The following is a 19,162-nucleotide window of genomic DNA, read 5'->3' on the forward strand; positions in this document are numbered from 1 at the left end:
GTACGTCGCCGTACCACCGTGCGTAGTGAGGAAGGCGTCAATCGGATGGCGAACGAAGAGAAGCTTCGCGACTATCTCAAGCGGGTCACCACCGACCTCGCTCAGACCCGGGAGCGTCTGCGGGAGATCGAGGACCGTCGGCCGGAGCCGATAGCCATCGTTGGTATGGCCTGCCGGTTCCCTGGTGGGGTGTCCTCGGCGGAGGGGCTGTGGGAGCTGGTGGAGTCGCGGGGTGACGGGATCGGTCCTTTCCCGTCGGACCGTGGCTGGCCGGAGGACGTGGTGGATCCCGATCCGGACGCGGTGGGCAAGAGCGTTTCCGGCGAGGGCGGTTTCCTCTACGACGCCGCTGAGTTCGACGCGGAGTTCTTCGGGATCAACCCGCGTGAAGCGCTGGCGATGGATCCGCAGCAGCGGCTGTTGCTGGAGACTTCCTGGGAGGCGTTGGAGAACGCCGGTATCGATGCCACGGCACTGCGCGGCAGCCCGACCGGCGTATTCACCGGGCTCTTCTACCACGACTATCTGCCGACCCATCCCATGCCGGAAGAGATCGAAGGGTACGTGGGGGTCGGGGCCACGGCGTCGGTCGCCTCCGGGCGGGTGGCGTACGTGCTGGGCCTGGAGGGCCCGGCGGTGACGGTGGATACGGCCTGCTCGTCCTCGCTGGTGGCGCTGCACCTGGCAGCCCAGTCGCTGCGGTCCGGTGAAAGCACCCTGGCACTCGCAGGCGGGGTGAAGGTGATGGCCACCCCTAACACGTTCGTCGACTTCTCCCGTCAGCGGGCCGTGGCCCTGAACGGCCGCTGCAAGTCCTATGCGGAGGGCGCGGACGGTACTGCCTGGGGTGAGGGCGTCGGCGTGCTGGTCGTGGAACGCCTGTCCGATGCCCGGCGCAACGGTCACAAGGTGCTGGCGGTGGTGCGGGGCAGTGCGATCAACCAGGACGGTGCGTCCAACGGTCTGACGGCGCCGAGTGGACCGGCGCAGCAGCGGGTGATCCGGGCGGCGTTGGCGGATGCCGGGCTGAAGCCGGTTGATGTGGATGTGGTGGAGGGGCACGGGACGGGGACGCGGCTGGGTGATCCGATCGAGGCGCAGGCGCTGCTGGCCACGTACGGGCAGGATCGTCCTGAAGACCGGCCGTTGTGGCTGGGGTCGGTGAAGTCCAACATCGGGCACGCGCAGGCGGCTGCGGGCGTGGCGAGCATCGTGAAGATGGTGGCCGCGATGGAGCGGGGGATAGTTCCGGCGACGTTGTATGCGGAGCGGCCGTCTTCGCAGGTGGACTGGGACGCGGGGGCGGTGCGGCTGGCCACTGAGGCGGTGCCGTGGCCGGAGACGGGCGAGCGCCCGCGCCGGGCCGGCGTCTCCTCGTTCGGGTTCTCCGGGACCAACGCTCACGTGATCATCGAGCAGGCCCCGGCCGCTGATGAGGAGTCCCCGGCCCCTGGGGCGGCGCCTGAGGCCGCGGACGGAGTTGCCGGTACGGAGCTGTCTCTGTTGCCGTGGGTGGTTTCCGGCCGTTCGGAGGCGGGGCTGGCCGGGCAGGCGGGGCGGCTGGCGGAGTTCGTCGGGGCGTCGGAGCCGGACGTGCGGCCGGTGGATGTGGGCTGGTCGCTCGTGTCGTCGCGTGCGGTGCTGGAGCATCGGGCCGTGGTGCTGGGCTCAGGCCGGGAGGAACTGGTTGCTGGGCTGGGCGCCGTTGCTGAGGGCCGTGACCTGCCCGGTGTGGTGAGCGGTGTCGCGGGTGGCGCGGGCAAGGTGGGTTTTGTCTTCACCGGGCAGGGCGCGCAGCGGGTCGGGATGGGCCGTCAGCTTTACGAGGCGTTCCCGGTGTTCGCGGCGGCTTTCGATGAGGTCTGTGCGGGGCTGGACGCGCACCTTGAGGGTTCGCTGGCTGCGGTGGTGCGGGGTGAGGGCGATTCGTCGTGGCCGGGTGGGGGCGTATCGATGAGACGGTGTGGGCGCAGCCCGCGTTGTTCGCGGTGGAGGTGGCGCTGTTTCGTCTGTTGGCGTCGTGGGGCGTAGCACCGCAGGTCGTGGCGGGCCACTCGATCGGCGAATTGGCGGCCGCACACGTGGCGGGAGTGTGGTCTCTGGACGATGCCTGCGCTGTGGTGGCGGCCCGTGGCCGTCTGATGCAGGAGTTGCCGTCTGGTGGGGCGATGGTGGCGGTGGAGGCTGCCGAGGAACGGGTCCGCGAAGTCATCGCGGGCCGCCCGGGGGTCGGTATCGCTGCGGTGAACGGACCGCGCGCGGTCGTGCTGTCCGGCGTCGAGGACGATGTGCTGGCGGTGGCGGAGGAGTTGGCACAGGCAGGAGCGCGCACGCGTCGCCTTCAGGTCTCGCACGCCTTCCACTCACCGCTGATGGAGCCGATGCTGGACCGATTCGCCGAGGCGATCACCCAGGTCACGTACCACGTCCCCACGGTGACGATGGTTTCTGCTTTGACCGGCGGCCCCGTTTCGGAAGAGGTCACCGACCCCTCCTACTGGGTCCGGCACGTCCGCGAGGCGGTCCGCTTCGCGGACGCGGCGGAGGCGATGCGCGGGCTCCGGGTGGGGACCTTCATCGAACTCGGTCCGGACGGCGTGCTGTCCGGCATGGGCCCGCAGACCCGCACTGACAGCGAGGGTCAGGACACGACCGGCTCCGAGGCGTGGCTGCCGTTGCTGCGTCGTGGCCGTGACGAATCGCGGGCCGTGCTGACCGCGTTGGCGAAGGTGTTCGTCCGTGGGGTCCCGGTTGCCTGGGACGCGCTGTACACCGGTACCGGCGCCCAGCGCGTGGACCTGCCCACGTACGCCTTCCAGCGTCACCGCTACTGGTTGAAGGTGGCCGTTGACAGTCGGGCCGAGGGCCTGGGGCTGGCGCCGTCGGGTCATCCGCTGTTGGGGGCGGCGGTGGGGTTGCCGGCCAGTGGTGGTGTGGTGTTGACGGGGCGGCTTTCGCTGTCGGGGCAGTCCTGGCTGGCGGATCATGTGGTGGCGGGCCAGGTGGTGGTGCCTGGCGCGGCGTTGGTGGAGATGGTGGTCCGTGCGGGTGATGAGGTGGGGTGCTCGCGGGTCGAGGAGTTGCTGATTGAGGCCCCACTGGTGCTGCCTGCACGGGGTGGGGTGCGGGTGCAGGTCATGGTGGAGGAGCCGGACGGGTCCGGGCGCCGCGTGGTCAGTGTCTATGCGCAGGACGAGGACGTCCCGCCGGAGGGGGAGTGGACCCGGCACGCAACCGGTGCGCTTTCCCCGGCCGAGGCGGTGGCCGAGGGCAGTGCCGACGGCTTCCGGCAGTGGCCGCCGTCCGGTGCGCAAACCCTCGACCCGGACCTGTTCTACCCGGAGCTGGCGGCTCGCGGACTGAGCTACGGACCGGCCTTCCAGGGCGTACGGGCGGCCTGGCGCCGGGGCGAGGAACTGTTCGCCGAGATCGCCCTGCCGCAGGACGTAACGGCCAACGGGTTCGGGCTCCACCCCGCCCTGCTGGACGCGGCACTGCATGTGGCGGCCGCGAACACCGAAGGCGACGACCTGGCGCTGCCGTTCGCCTGGAACAACGTCATGGTGCACGCCTCCGACGCCGTGGCGGCACGGGTCCGGGTGGCCCCCGCCGCCTCGGGCGAGGGGCTGACGGTCATGCTGTCCGACGGGTCCGGCCAACTGATCGCCTCCGTCGACAGGTTGGACCTGCGTACCCTGTCGCCACAGGACCTCGCAGCGGGCGGTCAGGCGGCGGACGACACCCTGTTCGAGGTGGAATGGGTGCCCGCCACGCCCGGCACATCCCACGCGGACTCGGCCCCGGAGTCGTTGGGTCGGTGGGTTGTGCTCGGGGATTCGGCGGTCGTGCCGGAACTGTCTGGGGCTGTGGTTTTCCCGGATGTTGCGGGGTTGGTGGCGGTGGTGGAGGCGGGGGCTGAGGTTCCGCAGACGGTGGTGGCGCCGGTGTTGCCGACGGCCGGGCCCGGTGGCACTGCGGATGTGGCCCGTCGTACCGCCGTGGACGTTCTGGGTTTGGTGCAGCGGTGGTTGGCTGCCGATGCGTTGTCCGGTGCGCGGTTGTTGGTGTTGACCGAGCGTGCGGTCGATGCCGGCGCGGGGGTGCCGGTGGAGGTTGCGGCGGCTTCGGTGTGGGGTCTGGTGCGGGTGGCGCAGTCGGAGAATCCGGGGCGGCTGCTGCTGGCGGACGTGGACGAGGTGTCGGTACCCGGTGTGGATCTGGCTGGCTGGCTGCGGTCCGGGGTGGAGCTGGGTGAGCCGCAGTGGGCGGTCCGGGCCGGACAGATCCGGGTGCCCAGGCTGACCCGCGCCACAACGGAGACCAGTGCCGGGGTCCGTCCGGGTACGGTGTTGGTGACTGGTGCTTCGGGGGTGTTGGGCGGGTTGGTGGCCCGGCATCTGGCGAGGTCGGGTCGGGCGGAGCATCTGGTGCTGCTCTCCCGTCGCGGCGGCGACGCTCCTGGGATGCCTGGTCTCGTGGTTGATCTTCAGGAGATGGGTGTCAAGGTCACGGTGGCTGCCTGTGATGCGGCCGACCGGGATCAGCTTTCCGGTGTCCTTGAGGGCGTGCCCCTGACGGGGGTGGTGCACGCGGCCGGTGTGCTGGATGACGGAGTGGTCGGCTCGCTGACTGCGGAGCGGCTGGAGTCGGTGCTGCGGCCGAAGGTGGACGCGGCCTGGAATCTGCACGAGCTGACCCGTGACCTGGGGCTGGAGCTGGACACCTTTGTGCTGTTCTCGTCCATCGCGGGGGTGATCGGTAATGCCGGTCAGGCCAACTACGCGGCGGGCAACACCTTCCTGGACGCGTTGGCCGCCCACCGGCGCCATCACGGCTTGCCCGCCGTATCGCTGGCTTGGGGCCCCTGGGAAAACGGCATGGCCGGCGAACTGGCCGAGTCCGACCTGCTGCGAATGGCCCGCCAGGGACTGCGCCCGCTCTCCGACGTCCGCGGCCTCGCCGCGCTGGACGCAGCCGCTGACCGCGCCCGACCACTGCTGGTGGCAGCAGAGGTGCACCTCGGTGCGCTGCGCCGCTCCTCAGAGGTGCCGCCGTTGCTGTCCGCGCTCGTCCCCGCGACGCGCGGGAACGCGCAGCCCGCTCGCCGGACGGCCGGACAGCCGGCCGCCGAGGACCGGAACGCGCTGGCAGCCCGCCTGGCCGGGCTGAGCCCCGCGGAGAGCCGGGAGGTGCTGCAGGACCTCGTCATCGGCCAGGCCGCCCTGGTGCTGGGCATGGCGGGGCCCGGCGCCCTCGACGGGAACCGTCCGTTCCGGGACGTCGGCTTCGATTCGCTGACCGCCGTCGAACTGCGCAACCGGCTCAGCACGGCGACCGGCCTGCGGCTGCCGGCCACGGCGGTCTTCGACTACCCGACCCCGGTCGCCCTGGCAGAATTCGCCCTGGACGAGCTGATCGGCTCCGGCGCGGTACCGGCGGACGCGGCACCCCCGGCAGCGGCCGACGACAGACACGCGGACGACGACCCGGTGGCAATCGTCGGAATGGCGTGCCGCTTCCCCGGCGGGGCCACGAACCCCGCCGAGTTCTGGCAGATGCTGGCCTCGGGCGGGGACGGGATCGGCCCCTTCCCGGACAACCGTGGCTGGCCCGCCGACGTGGTGGACTCCGACCCGGACGCGGTGGGCAAGAGCCTGGTCGGCGAGGGCGGTTTCCTCTACGACGCCGCCGAGTTCGACGCGGAGTTCTTCGGCACCAGCCCGCGCGAGGCGCTGGCGATGGATCCGCAGCAGCGGTTGTTGCTGGAGACTTCCTGGGAGGCGCTGGAGAACGCCGGCATCGACCCGACCGAGCTGCGGACCAGCGCGTCCGGCGTGTTCACCGGCATGTTCCACCACGACTACCTCTCGGCCACCGCGCTGCCGGAAGAGGCCGAGGGATACGTCGGCCTCGGCGCCACCGGGTCGGTGGCCTCCGGACGGGTGGCTTACGCGCTGGGCCTGGAGGGCCCGGCGGTGACGGTGGATACCGCCTGCTCCTCCTCGCTGGTGGCACTCCACCTGGCCGCCCAGTCCCTGCGCTCTGGGGAGAGCACACTCGCCCTGGTCAGTGGCGTCAACGTGATGGCCACCCCGGTCACCTTCATCGACTTCTCCCGACAGCGCGGGCTGGCCGCGGACGGCCGCTGCAAGGCGTACGCGGAGGACGCGGACGGCACCGCCTGGAGTGAGGGCGTCGGCGTACTGGTCGTGGAACGTCTCTCCGACGCCCGGCGCAACGGCCACAAGGTACTGGCGGTGGTACGGGGCAGCGCGATCAACCAGGACGGCGCTTCCAACGGTCTCACCGCACCGAACGGCCCGTCTCAACAGCGGGTCATCCGGGCGGCGTTGGCCAACGCGGGCATCGCGCCCGATGGGGTGGACGTGGTCGAAGGCCACGGCACCGGGACACGGTTGGGCGACCCCATCGAGGCACAGGCCCTGCTGGCCACCTACGGCCGGAACCGTCCGGCGGACCGGCCGCTGTGGCTGGGGTCGGTGAAGTCCAACATCGGGCACGCCCAGGCGGCCGCCGGTGTCGCCGGGATCATCAAGATGGTGCTGGCACTGGAACACGGCCAGATCCCTGGAACTCTGCATGCGGAGCGGCCGTCTTCGCAGGTGGACTGGGATGCGGGGGCGGTGCGGCTGGCCACTGAGGCGGTGCCGTGGCCGGAGACGGGTGAGCGTCCGCGCCGGGCTGGTGTGTCTTCGTTCGGGTTCTCCGGGACCAATGCTCACGTGATCATCGAGCAGGCCCCGAGTGTGGAGGGCGCGTCTCTTCCGGGCGCGGCTCCCGAGGCTACGGGCGGGGTTGCCGGTACGGAGCTGCCCTTGCTGCCGTGGGTGGTCTCCGGTCGTTCGGAGGCGGGTTTGGCCGGGCAGGCTGGGCGGCTGGCCGCGTTCGTCGGACAGGGCGCGGGCGTGCGGCCGGTGGATGTGGGCTGGTCGTTGGTGTCGTCGCGTGCGGTGCTGGAGCATCGGGCGGTGGTGCTGGGTTCGGGCCGGGAGGAGTTGGTTGCTGGGCTGGGGGCGCTTGCTGAGGGCCGTGACCTGCCGGGTGTGGTGAGCGGTGTCGCGGGTGGCGCGGGCAAGGTGGGTTTTGTCTTCACCGGTCAGGGCGCTCAGCGGGTCGGGATGGGCCGTCAGCTTTACGAGGCGTTCCCGGTGTTCGCGGGGGCGTTCGATGAGGTGTGTGCGGGGCTGGACGCGCACCTTGAGGGGTCGCTGGCTGCGGTGGTGCGGGGTGAGGGCGATCCGTCGTGGCCGGGCGGGGGCCGTATCGATGAGACGGTGTGGGCGCAGCCCGCGCTGTTCGCGGTGGAGGTGGCGCTGTTCCGCCTGCTGACGTCGTGGGGCGTAGCACCGCAGGTGGTGGCGGGCCACTCGATCGGTGAGCTGGCTGCGGCGCATGTGGCGGGGGTGTGGTCGCTGGAGGATGCCTGTGCGGTGGTGGCGGCCCGTGGCCGTCTGATGCAGGAGCTGCCGCAGGGCGGGGCGATGGTGGCGGTGGAGGTCGCCGAGGAACGGGTCCGCGAAGTCATCGCGGGCCGCCCGGGGGTCGGTATCGCTGCGGTGAACGGACCGCGCGCGGTCGTGCTGTCCGGCACCGAAATCGACGTGCTCGCAGCAGCGGAGGAATTGGCGCAGGCAGGAGCGCGCACGCGTCGCCTTCAGGTCTCGCACGCCTTCCACTCACCGCTGATGGAACCGATGCTGGGCCGGTTCGCCGAGACGATCGCCCACGTCACGTACCGGAAACCGCAGGTGACGATGGTCTCGGCCCTGACCGGTCGTCCCGTCACGGAGGAGGTCACCGACCCCTCGTACTGGGTCCGGCACGTCCGCGAAGCGGTCCGCTTCGCAGACGCCACAGAAGCGATGCGCGGGCTCGGCGTGGGCACCTTCATCGAACTCGGCCCGGACGGCGTACTGTCCGGCATGGGCCCGCAGACCCGCACCGACAGCGAGGGTCAGGACACGACCGGCTCCGAGGCGTGGCTGCCGGTGCTGCGCCGTGGCCGCGACGAACCACGCGCCCTGCTGACCGCGCTGGCCAAGGCGTTCGTCCGCGGAATCCCCGTTGCCTGGGACGCGCTGTACACCGGCACCGGCGCCCAGCGCGTGGACCTGCCCACGTACGCCTTCCAGCGGCAGCGGTACTGGCTGAGCGCGGCCTCCGCGAGCCGCGCCGAGGACCTCGGCCTGGAACGACCGGGGCACCCCCTGTTGGGTGCGACCGTCGAGCTGCCGGCCTCCGGTGAGGTGGTGCTGACCGGACAGTTGACCCGGTCCGCGCAGCCCTGGCTGGGCCAGTTGCTGGTGGCCGGGCGGCCGGTCGTCGCCGCCTCGGCGCTGGTGGACATGGTGGTGCGCGCGGCCGACGAGGCCGGCAGCGGCCGCATCGAAGAGTTGCTTGTCGAGGCCCCGCTGGTGCTCCCGCAGCGCGGCGGCGTCCGGGTACAGGTGACCGTCGGCACGGCCGATGCCGAGGGACGCCGGGAGGTCGCCGTGTTCGCGCGGCGGCCGGAGGGGGAGTGGGTGCGGCACGCCAGCGGCACGCTCGCCCCGGCCGCAGCGGACGACGAGGCCGCCGCGGATGCGGCGTGGAGCGTGCACTGGCCGCCGCCCGGCGCCGTACCGGCCGACGTGCCCGGGCTCTACGAGGGGCTGGCGGCCACCGGCCTCGGCCACGGTCCGGCCTTCCAAGGTGTGCAGGCGGCCTGGCGCCGGGGCGAGGAGCTGTTCGCTGAGATCGCCCTGCCGCAGGACGTGGCGGTGGACGGGTTCGGCGTGCACCCGGCCCTGCTCGACGCCGCCCTTCACCTCACCTGCCTGGAACAGGCGGAGCAGCATCACCGGACGGATGCCGAGGGGCCGTTCCTGCCCTTCGCCTGGAGCGGAGTGCGGCTGTACGCGTCCGGCGCCACGGCGGCGCGGGTACGGGTGGTGCCGTCCCCGTCCGGTGAGGGCGTGGCGGTGACGCTGGCCGACCCGGTCGGCCGTCCGGTCGCCTCGGCGGACGCGGTGGTCCCGGCGCCACTGGACCCCGGCGCGCTGGAACAGGCCGACGGGGCGGGCCGGGACGGGCTCTTCCTGGTGCGGTGGTCCCCGGTGGACGAGGTGCCGGAGGCCGGTGAGCCGGGCCGCCGGTGGGCGGTCCTCGGCGACGACGGCGGACTGGAGGTGCCCGGCGCGGCAGCGTACCGGGATGTCACCGAGCTGCTCGCCGCGGTGCGGGACGGCGCTCCGGTGCCGGACACGGTGGCGTTGTGCTGCGTATCCGACAGCGACCCGGACCCCACCACGGCCCCAGCCCTCGCCACAGCCCCGACCTCCGCGACACTCCCCGCAACGGCACGCACCGCCACCGTCCACGTCCTGGAGACCCTCCGTGCGTTGCTGACGGCAGGCGTGCTGGACGGATCACAGTTGGTCGTGGTGGTCGAGCGCGGGCTGGACGCGGATGCCGGCACGGACCTGCGGCTGGCGGGCGCCGGCGTCGCCGGACTGGTGCGGACGGCGGCTGCCGAGCATCCGGAGCGGATCGTGCTGGCTGACGTGGCGCGGCCGGCCGGTTCCGGCCCCTTGGTGGTGGCCGGAGCGGCCCTGGGCGAACCGCAGTTCGCGGTGCGCGACGGCCGGCTGCTGGTGCCGCGACTGGCCCGGGCGGCCGGGGAGGAACTTCCGGTGCCGGGCGGCCGGAACTGGCGCCTGGCGGCCTGCGGCCCCGACGCCGCCGCCCCGGTGCGGCCGGTGGACTGCGAGGTGGGGCAGCGGCCCCTGGCCGCAGGTGAGGTGCGGTTGGCGGTGCATGCGGCTGCGGTGAACCGGCAGGACGTACGGCACGTGCTGGAGGCGTCCCCCGAGCGGTCGCTCGGGCAGGAGGGCGCCGGGGTGGTGCTGGAGACCGGGCCCGGAGTCACCCGGCCGGCCGTCGGAGAACGGGTGACCGGCCTGTTCCCGGGCGCCTTCGCGGCTACCGCCATCGCCGACGCACGGCTGCTGGTGCCGGTGCCGGACGGCTGGTCGGCCGCGCAGGCCGCCGCCGCGCCGGTGGCGTTCCTGACCGCGTACCGCCTGCTGGCGCAGGCCGCACCGCGCCCCGGGGAGCGGGTGCTGATCCACCCCGCCGCCGGCCCCGAGGGCCTGGCCGCCGTCCAGTTGGCACGCCACCTGGGCGCCGAGGTGTTCGCCACGGCGCCGCCGTCCGCCTCGCCGGTGCTGCACCGGCTCGGCCTGGACGGACAGCACCTGGCGCCGTCCACGACGGCACACTTCGAGGAGGCTTTCCGTACCGCGACCGACGGACACGGGATGGACGTCGTGCTCACCTTCCTCCCAGCGTCCGCGAACCCGGACACAGCGACGACGGCCCCAGACACAGCAACGACAGACACAGCAACGGCAGACGCAGCACTACGCCTGCTCCACCCCGGCGGCCGTTCGCTGTCCGCAGCCGCCGCCGGGACGGACCACCAGCACCCCGAAGAGCTCGAAGCCCACCTGGCAGAGCTGGCCGGACTGTTCGAGAAGGGGGTGCTACAGCCCCTGCCGGTGGCCTGCCGGGACGTACGGCAGGCCGCGCAGGTCTTCCGGACGCCCGCCCGGGAGGCGTCCACGGTGGCCAAGACGGTGCTGACGCTGCCGCCCGCACCGGTCGACAGGCCCGGCACGGTGCTGGTGACCGGCGCCTCGGGGGCGCTCGGCGGCCTGACGGCACGGCACCTGGCCCGTACCGGCCGGGCCGAGCGGCTGCTGCTGACCTCACGGCGGGGCGCGGGCGCCCCCGGAATGCCGCGCCTGGCTGCCGAACTGGCCGCCTCCGGACACCCGGTGCAGGTCCTGGCCTGCGATGTTGCGGACCGCCGACAGCTCTCCGCCGCGCTGGCCGGGGTGCCGGCCGCGGCGCCGCTGACCGGGGTGGTGCACACCGCGGGCGTACTGGACGACGGCGTGCTCGCCTCGCTCACCCCGGAGCGTGTCGAGCAGGTGATGCGGCCCAAGGTGGACGCCGCCTGGCACCTGCACGACCTGACCCGCCATCTCGACCTGGACACCTTCGTCCTGTTCTCCTCCGTGGCCGGTGTGCTGGGCACTCCGGGCCAGGCCAACTACGCGGCCGGCAATGCCTTCCTGGATGCGCTGGCCGCCCACCGGCGCCACCACGGCCTGCCCGCGGTGTCGCTGGCGTGGGGACCGTGGGAGGACGGCATGGCCGGACAGCTCACCGACGCCGGACGGCAGCGGATGTCCCGCCAGGGCCTGCGGCCGCTGTCCGCGGCCGACGGTCTCGCGCTGTTCGACGCCGCTCTCGGCAGGCCGGACGCGCTGCTGGTCACGACCCGGCTGGACCTGCCCGCGCTGCGCCGCGCCGGGAGCGCCGTACCGGCCCTGGTCACCGGCCTGGTCCGGCCCGGCCGGCGCACCGCGGGAGGACCGGGGCCGGACGCCGGCCGGAAGCTGGCCGCCGAGCTGGCGGCGCTGCCGCCCGAGCAGTTCCACCACGCCGTCCTGAACCTGGTGCGTACCCAGGCGGCGCTGGTGCTCGGACGGCCGGGACCGCAGTCCGTCGAGCCCGCCCGGTACTTCCGCCAGCTCGGCTTCGACTCGCTGACCGCGGTCGAGTTCCGTAACCGCGTCAGCGGCGTGCTCGGCCTGCGGCTGCCGGCCGCGGTCGTCTTCGACTACCCCACGCCGCAGGAGCTGGCGGAGTACCTCCGGGAGCGGATCGCCGAGCAGGAGATCGACTACGGGCCGGTGCTCGGCGAGCTGGACCGGCTCAGGTCGCTGCTCACCGGGATCGCCCGGCGGGGCGGCCGCAAGGCGGAGATCATGAGCCGTTTCGAGACCATCATGGAGGAGTTCCGCGGCGCCGAGACGGACCAGGGCTCCTCCGACACGGACATCACCGAGGCGACGGACGACGAGATGTTCGACCTCATCGACAAGGAGCTGGGGATCGTGCCGGGCACCGACGGAGGAGCGGCGTGAACGATTTTGCGCAGGATCACACGCCCGGGGCGGCGGACGGCGGGGCACCCGCCCCCGGCACGGCGGAGACCGCCGTCTCCCCGGCCGAGGAGGCGCTGTGGCGGCTGGAGTCACTGGCGCCGGACACTTCGGTGAATAACGTCTCGGTGGCCTTCGCCGTCGCCGGGCGCGTCGACGCAGAACGGCTCCGCGCGGCGCTGGCCGCCGTGGCGGAACGTCACCAGGCGCTGCGCACCGGCTTCCGCGACGCAGGCGCCCGGCTGGTCAAACAGGTGCTGGCGGCGGGCGAGTGCCCGCTGCCGGTGGGGGAGACGGAGCTGCCCGGCGAACCCACGCCGGCCGACCTCGCACCGGTGACCGCCGCCCCCTTCCCGCTGGACGGCACCCCACCCGTACGGGCGGCGCTGTTCCGCTCCCCGGACACCGAGGTCGTCTGCGTCACCGCGCACCGGCTCGTCCTGGACGAGGTCTCCGGCCCGCTGCTGCGCGACCACCTGACCGCCGCCTACGAGGAGAACACCGGAACGGTGGGTACGGCGGAGACCGGCCCGGCCGCCGAGGCACCGAGCCTGGCCTTCTGGCGGACCGAGCTGGCCGGCGCACGCACCGGCACCCAGGAGCTGTCCTGCACCGCCCCTGACCCGGACCGGCCGACCCTGGCCGCCGCACAGCTCGACCGCATCCTCCCCGCGTCCGTCGAGGCCGACCTCCGCCGGCTCGCCGACGACCTCGGCGTCCCGCCGTCCGCGATCCTGCTGGCCGCCTACTGCGTGCTGCTGGAGACCCACGGCGCCGGGCCCGACCTGCTGGTCGGCCTCCCCGTCGACCTCCGCCCCGTACCCGCTGCCCGCGCGCTCGGCCGGCACACCGGCGAGGTGCCGCTGCGGCTGCGGACCGAGCACAAGGAGAGCGTCCGCGACCTGGTGCTCCGCAGCGCCGATCGGCTGGCCGCCGCCACCGCCCACGCCGCGGCGGCCGAGGCGGAGCTGTCTGACCTGCTGCCCCCGGATACCCCCGGTCGGCCCCCGCTGCCCTTCCGGCACACCTTCGAACACCGTACGGTCACCTGCCCGGCCACCTTCACCTTCGGCGGCCTGGCCGCCCGGACCTTCCCCGTCCCCAGCGGCACCACCCGCTTCGACCTGCACCTGACGGCAACGGCCCCGCAGGACGCGCACGGCACCACCGCGCTGCGCCTGCGCTACCGCACCGAGCTGTTCGACCCCGCGCTGGCCGAACTCCTGCTGGCCCGCTACGAGACGGTGCTGCGCGCGTTCACCGCCGACCCGGACCGGGCCGTCGGCGACGTGTCCTGGTGGAGCGGTCGGGACCACGAAATCATCGGCGCGGCCAACGACACCGCGGGCCCCGTCGAGCCGGCCACCGTCCTGGACGCCGTCCGCCTGCAGGTCCGGCGCGCGCCCGACGCCGTGGTCGTGGTGGACGGTGAACGTACCGTCGACTACGAGCAGTTGTGGAACGCCGCACACGCCATGGCCACCCGCCTGAAGGACACCGGAGTACGGCCGGGGGACGTGGTGGCGATCGCCCTGCCGCGCGGCGCCGAACTGGTCGCGGCAGTCCTGGGCACCTGGCTGGCGGGCGCGGCGTACGTACCGGTGGACGCGGCCCACCCGCGCGAGCGGATCCGTTACCAGCTCTCCGACTCCGCCGCCACGGTTCTGGTGGCCGACGAGCACACCGCCGCCCTGGCCGGCCCCGACGGCCCGGCGGTGCTGCACGCGCCGCCGGCGGACCACGCCCCGCAGGTGCCTGCCACCGACGCCCCGGTCGGGGACCCCGCCGCCTGCGCCTACCTGATGTACACCTCCGGATCGACCGGGCGCCCGAAGGGGACGCTGATCGGCCACGCAGCCCTGGCCAACCTGGCCGCGCACTTCGCCGCCCAACTTGCCGCGGCACCCGGCGACACCATGCTCTGGACGACAACCTTCGCCTTCGACATGTCCGGGGTGGAACTGTTCGTACCACTGGTCTCCGGCGGCCGGCTGGTGGCGGCCCCGGACCGGGCCAGGAGCGACGGCCGGGTACTGCGCGAACTGCTGGAGCGGCACGACGTACGCTTCGTCCAGGCGACCCCGACGACCTGGCGGCTGGTCGCCGACCGGGCGGCGGACTGCCTGCGCGGCCGCAGCGTCCTGATCGGCGGGGAGCCGGTGCCGCTCCCGCTGGCCCGGCGGCTGCTGGCGGCCGGGTGCGAGCTGCACCACGCCTACGGCCCCACCGAGACGACCATCTGGTCCACCTCCCGTGTGATCGATCAGGACCCCGGCGCCCGGCTGGACGTGGGCCGTCCGATCCGCAACACCCGGGTCCACGTGAGCGACGCGCAGGGCCGCGACCTGCCGGTGGGTGTCCGGGGGGAGCTGTGCATCTCCGGAACCGGCGTCGCGCTGGGCTACCACGGCCGTCCGGAGCTGGACGCGGAGCGCTTCGGCGTCCACCCCGAGCACGGCCGTTTCTACCGCACCGGCGATGTGGCCTGCTGGCGGGCGGACGGCCTGATCGACCTGTTCGGCCGGATCGACCGGCAGGTCAAACTCCGCGGCAACCGCATCGAGTTGGGCGAGATCGAGGCGACGCTGACGGCCCACCCGCAGGTCGCCGCCGCCGCGGTGATCATGGTGGGTGACCCGAGCGGCGACGGTGTGCTCATCGGCTGCCTGGAGCCGTCCGGCGACGTACTGGACACCGCCGACGTCCACGAGCACGCCCGCGCCCGGCTGTCCCGCTCGATGCTCCCCGGCGACCTCGTCACCGTCGACCCGCTGCCGGTCAACGCCAACGGCAAGGTGGACCTCCGGGAACTGGAGCGGATCGTCACCGCCCGCCGCACGGCACCGGACCCCACCGGCACCGGCGCTCCGGACGCCGCCGGCCGACCGGGAACGGCGGCCGGAGCGGACGCCCTCACGGATCAACTGGTGCAGGTGTGGCGCACCGTCCTGCGGCGCGAGGACGCCGACGCGGACACCGACTTCTTCGCCGCCGGCGGGCACTCCATGCTGGCCGCCGTGGCGATGCAGGAGTTCCAGAACCTCAGCGGCCGCTCGCTGGGCCTCTCCGAGATCTTCGAACAGTCCACCCCGCGGCAGCTCGCCGCCCGCATCCGCGCGACGGACACGGCAGCCGAGGGGGCGCCGCAGTCATGACAGGGCCCGGGTGGGTGGTGCGGCCGGCGCCGCACCACCCACCCGGGCCCACCGCCGAGGTCACTGCTCGCTGCGGCCGGTCGCCTCCAGGTAGGCCAGGACGGCACGGACCCTGCGGTTGGTGTCGTCGTCGGTGACCACACCCAGCTTGGCGAAGATCGTGGTGGTGTACTTGCTGATGGCGCCCTCGCTCAGGAACAGCCGCCCGGCGATGGCCGCGTTGGACAGCCCCTCGGCCATCAGCTCCAGCACCGAACGCTCGCGCTCGGTGAGGGCGGCGAGCGGATCGGCCCGGGTGGGCCGGGCCAGCAGCTTGGAGACGACCGTGGGGTCCAGCGCGGTACCGCCGCCCGCCACCCGGGTCAGGGCGTCCAAGAACTGCTCCGCGTCCAGCACCCGGTCCTTGAGCTGGTAGCCGATGCCGCCGTGCCCGTCGGCCAGCAACTCCCGCGCGTACAACTGCTCGACGTGCTGGGAGAGGATCAGCACCGGCAGCCCGGGTACGGCGCGGCGGGCGGCGAGGGCGGCCTGCAGCCCCTCGTCGGAGAAGGTCGGCGGCAGCCGGACGTCCACGATCGCGACGTCCGGCCGGTGTTCGAGCAGCGCCTCCAAGGTGGCGGGCCCGGACTCGACGGCGGCGACCACGGTGTGCCCGAACGCCTCGACGAGCTGCACCATCCCGTTCCTGAGCAGGAAGAGATCCTCGGCTACGACAATTCGCACGGCACCGCCACAGTGATACGGGTCGGCCCTCCGGCCGGACTGTCGATCTCCAGACGGCCGCCGAACGCGTGCACACGGCGTTCGATGCCGCTCAGCCCGGAGCCGGCGGCGGGATCGGCCCCGCCGACCCCGTCGTCCTCCACGGTCGCGGTCAGCGTCCGCGTGGCATAACTGAGTTCCACCGTGACGCGCTCCGCCTCGGCGTGCTTGGCCACGTTCGCCAGCAGTTCCGCGACGGCGAAGTAGACCGCCGACTCCACCGGGCGCTCCGGCCGGGACGGCACCCGGGTGAGCACGTCCACGACGACGGCGGCATCCAGCGCGAGCGCCTGGACGGCGTCCACCAGACCGCGTTCGGCGAGCACCGGGGGGTTGATCCCGCGGACCAGGGTGCGCAGTTCGGCCAGGGCGGTGGCGGAGGTGGCCCGGGCCTCGGCCAGCACCGCCTTGGCGGCATCCGGGTTGGAGTCCACCAGTTGCTCGGCGGCGCCCATCGACATACCCATCGCGACCATCCGGGCCTGCGCCCCGTCGTGCAGACCGCGCTCGATCCGCTCCAGCTCCGCGGCCTGCGCCTGCGTCAGGTCGGCCCGGATGGCCTCCAGTTCCTCGACCCGCCGACTCAGCCGGGTGCGGGGGACCGGCCCCAACAGCCGGGTCGCCACCGGCCGCAGGATGCGCCAGGCGAAGGGGGCGGCGAGCAGGCCCGCAACGATCAGGGCGATGCCGTAGCCGAGGAGGGCCGGGGTCACCGCCAGGTAGATGCCGAGGCCGAGGGCGAGCAGCGGCAGGGCGGAGACCGGCAGCACGGTCACCGAGGCGACCACCGCCCACAGCCCGTCCCAGTGCAGTTGCGGGTCATGGAAGCGGGCGTGCACCGCGGCCCGCCGACGGGCCTCCCGCTCCGTCTTGTGGTACTCCTCGCCGTCCCACCAGGCCCCGGTGGCCATACGGGTCACCGGCGGCACCGAGCGGTAGTGCACCTCGTGCCGTACCTCCAGCCACTCCGCGGCGCACCGGCGGGCGGCCCTGGCCAGGGCACGGCTGGTCAGCGGGTAGACGATGAAGAGGGCCGCGGCGATCCAGAAGGCCACCGCCAGTCCCTCCCCGAGGGTGGCCAGCATCCGCACGGCGAGCGGCGCGTCCAGACCGGCGGTCCAGGAGCCGGCCAGCCGGGCGCCGCCGATCCCGACGGGCACCGCGACGAGCGGCACCACGCAGGTGAGCCCGACCAGCACCACGGACCGGTACAGCCCGAGGCCGACCTCGGCACACCAGCGCAGCGGGCCGCCTCGCGGAGGTATCCTCATCGTCTCGTTCCCTTCACCACGGCGATCATAATCTCAGCCAGGAGCGGACCCCTGACCGATACCGCCGACGGTACGCAGAGCGCACCGCGGCCGGAATCCCGCTACGCCCCGCCACCGGTGGGCCTAGCCCCACCGCACCCGGCAGCCGTGCCACCACCCCCCTCCGTCACCGCCGCCGCCCTTCCCGTCCCGGAGCGCCGTACGGCTGGGCCCCTCCCGACGGTGGGGCTGGCCCCACCCACCCGTACGCTCAGGCCCATACCGCCTCTTCCGGCAACTCCCTAGCGTGGGGAACACCTTGAGACGGAGGAGAACGACATGGCGGACACCACCGCGACCACGACGGCCCCGGAGACCTACGAGGACCCCCGCGTCCAGGACACCTTCAAGACGGTGCACAAGTTCATCGGGCTGTACGGCGTGATCAGCGTCATCGTGCTCGGCACGGTGGCCGCCATGGCCATCACCGGGAACGAGGCCAGCTCCTTCATGTGGATCCGGGGATCCATCCTGCTGCTCGTCTGGCCGCTCTTCCACCGGATGGCCACCCGCTCGGCACAGGGGGACGCGCGCCAGTACGACCGGCTGGCCACGGTGACCGTGATCCTGCCGATCGCCATCATCGTCGTCGACCTGATCCCCGGGCTGTGCCCGCCCTGGTACGCCGCGATGCAGGGCGTCTCCGCCCTGGCCCTGGTCGGCGCCGCGGTCCTCACCCGCAAGGCCGAGGTGCGCAACGTCTTCCCCAAGCTGGCCAAGAAGAAGAAGGCCTGACGACCGGCCCTCCGCGACGGACCCGGCCCGCCCGGGACAAGGAGCGGACGGGCATGCGGACGGCACTGCGTCCGCACACCAGGCAGGGCCGGATGCGTCCCCCGTGCATCCGGCCCTGCCCCCTTCCTTACGGCGGCGGACCGCCGCACCACGAAGGCCCCGCAACCACCCGCTTCGACGGGAGGTGCGGGGCCTTCGTACTGCGGCACCGGGGGCACGGGGCACCGGCCAGCCGACGTTGTGTACGCCTTACTTCTTACTTCTTACTTCCGGAAGTGCTCCTTCAGGACCTGCATGACCTCCGCACTGCGCTCACTGATGAAGAAGTGGCCGCCGGCGAACACCCGCAGATCGCACCCGCCCCGGGTGTGCCGGTCCCACGCCTTCGCCTCGTCCAGCGTGGTCTTGGGGTCGTTGTCCCCGGTCAGCACGGTGATCGGAGTGTCCACGACGGCGTCCGGCCCGCACCGGTACGCCTCGATCGCCCGGTAGTCGGCGCGCAGCGCGGGCAGCGCGGCCCGCATCATCTCCTCGTCGTCCAGCAGGGCGGCGGCGGTGCCGCTGAGCCGGCGGACCTCCGCCATGATCGCCGCATCGCTGGTGAAGGTGGTCTCGTCCCGGTGTGTGCCGGGCGCGCGCCGCCCGGAGGCGAACAGCCGCACCGGAGGCCGGCCGTCGGCCTCCAGACGCCGGGCCAGTTCGAAGCCGATGACGGCGCCCATGCTGTGGCCGAAGAGGGTGAGCGGGAGGTCGGGCTGGCGCCGGAGTACCTGGTGGATACGGTCGACGAGCACCGTCAGGTCGTCGACGGGCGCCTCCGCGCGGCGGTCCTGCCGGCCGGGGTACTGGATCGCGACGACGTCGACGTCCGGGCTCAGCTCCGCCGCCACCGGCAGGAAGAAGGGCGCGGACCCGCCCGCGTGCGGAAGGCACACCAGCCGGGCGGTCGGCTTGTCGGCAGGGTGAAAACGCCTGCACCACACTTCGTCTCCGGGCGAAGGCTGGGTCATGCCGCTCCTGAAGGTAGTCATGTCGAATCGTCAAGTGGGTGGAAAACGTAACCACTTGCCGGAACACCTGCAAGGCGTCCGATCGCTGTCACGCACCCGGCACCGAAGGTACCCGGTCAACTGTGGGAAAAGCACGGTTGAACGGCGAAGGCGGCCGCACCGCGATGGTATTTGTA

The 19,162-nt window shown here is 73.0% G+C and carries 6 protein-coding genes and 1 pseudogene; 4 read left to right on the forward strand and 3 right to left on the reverse strand.

Translation table 11 applies throughout. The features are described 5' to 3' along the window. Nucleotides 1–78 precede the first annotated feature (78 nt). From EJG53_RS43020 to EJG53_RS36275, 3 genes and pseudogenes are all read left to right on the forward strand, one after another. A pseudogene (locus tag EJG53_RS43020) lies at nt 79–2,031 on the forward strand (type I polyketide synthase); the annotation flags it as partial. Continuing rightward, nucleotides 1,962–11,996 carry an SDR family NAD(P)-dependent oxidoreductase gene (locus EJG53_RS36270; RefSeq protein ID WP_371858766.1) on the forward strand — a complete coding sequence of 3,345 codons (10,035 nt, stop codon included), beginning with the start codon at nt 1,962–1,964 and terminating at the stop codon, nt 11,994–11,996. The pseudogene EJG53_RS43020 and the gene EJG53_RS36270, both read left to right, overlap by 70 nt. Next, nucleotides 11,993–15,169, forward strand: a complete 3,177-nt coding sequence (locus EJG53_RS36275; RefSeq protein WP_125048455.1) for a non-ribosomal peptide synthetase — start codon at nt 11,993–11,995, stop codon at nt 15,167–15,169. The genes EJG53_RS36270 and EJG53_RS36275 overlap by 4 nt, the downstream gene beginning before the upstream one ends. A 60-nt stretch (nt 15,170–15,229) precedes the next feature. Here EJG53_RS36275 and EJG53_RS36280 read toward each other — a convergent pair whose 3' ends face one another. Both EJG53_RS36280 and EJG53_RS36285 read right to left on the reverse strand, forming a co-directional pair. Then, a complete protein-coding gene (locus tag EJG53_RS36280; RefSeq protein WP_031011168.1) occupies nt 15,230–15,892 on the reverse strand; it encodes a response regulator transcription factor in 663 nt (220 codons plus the stop codon). After that, on the reverse strand, nt 15,877–17,202 hold the full coding sequence (locus EJG53_RS36285) for a sensor histidine kinase (protein ID WP_218041939.1): 1,326 nt from the start codon (nt 17,200–17,202) through the stop codon (nt 15,877–15,879). Before EJG53_RS36285 ends, EJG53_RS36280 begins: the two co-directional genes overlap by 16 nt. 318 nt (nt 17,203–17,520) lie before the next feature. Here EJG53_RS36285 and EJG53_RS36290 point away from each other — a divergent pair, with 318 nt between their 5' ends. Then, nucleotides 17,521–17,976, forward strand: coding sequence for a hypothetical protein (locus EJG53_RS36290; RefSeq protein ID WP_125048456.1), 456 nt, complete (start codon nt 17,521–17,523; stop codon nt 17,974–17,976). A 263-nt stretch (nt 17,977–18,239) separates the two neighbouring features. Here EJG53_RS36290 and EJG53_RS36295 read toward each other — a convergent pair whose 3' ends face one another. Then, nucleotides 18,240–18,986, reverse strand: a complete 747-nt coding sequence (locus tag EJG53_RS36295) for a thioesterase II family protein (RefSeq protein WP_125048457.1) — start codon at nt 18,984–18,986, stop codon at nt 18,240–18,242. Between the last annotated feature and the right edge of the window lie 176 nt (nt 18,987–19,162).

The organism is Streptomyces chrestomyceticus JCM 4735 (assembly GCF_003865135.1).
GTDB classification, from domain to species: domain Bacteria; phylum Actinomycetota; class Actinomycetes; order Streptomycetales; family Streptomycetaceae; genus Streptomyces; species Streptomyces chrestomyceticus.